Genomic DNA, 230 nt, shown 5'->3' with positions numbered 1-230 from the left:
CGCCGCGCCGCGCAGCCCACCGACGAACGCATCGGGCTGGTCAGGCAGGCCAGCCGCGCGGGCGCGACCCCGGCGGAGCTGGTCGCGTCCACCCGGATCGACCCGTGGTTCCTGGACCAGCTGTGCCTGCTCGACGAGATCGCCGGCGAGGTCCGCGAGAGCGACGAACTCACCCCGGTCCTGCTGCGTCACGCCAAGCGGCACGGGTGCTCCGACCTGCAGATCGGCGA

Annotated in this window: 1 protein-coding gene; it reads left to right on the top strand. The window is 73.9% G+C overall.

Annotated elements, in window-relative coordinates; all coding sequences use genetic code 11:
* Positions 1–230 (top strand): hypothetical protein (locus tag AC0I8G_RS26365; protein ID WP_471732560.1); only part of this gene is annotated, 230 nt, incomplete at both ends.

The organism is Kineococcus sp. AC630 (genome assembly GCF_979255925.1).
This window is presented reverse-complemented; position numbering and strand designations above follow the sequence as displayed.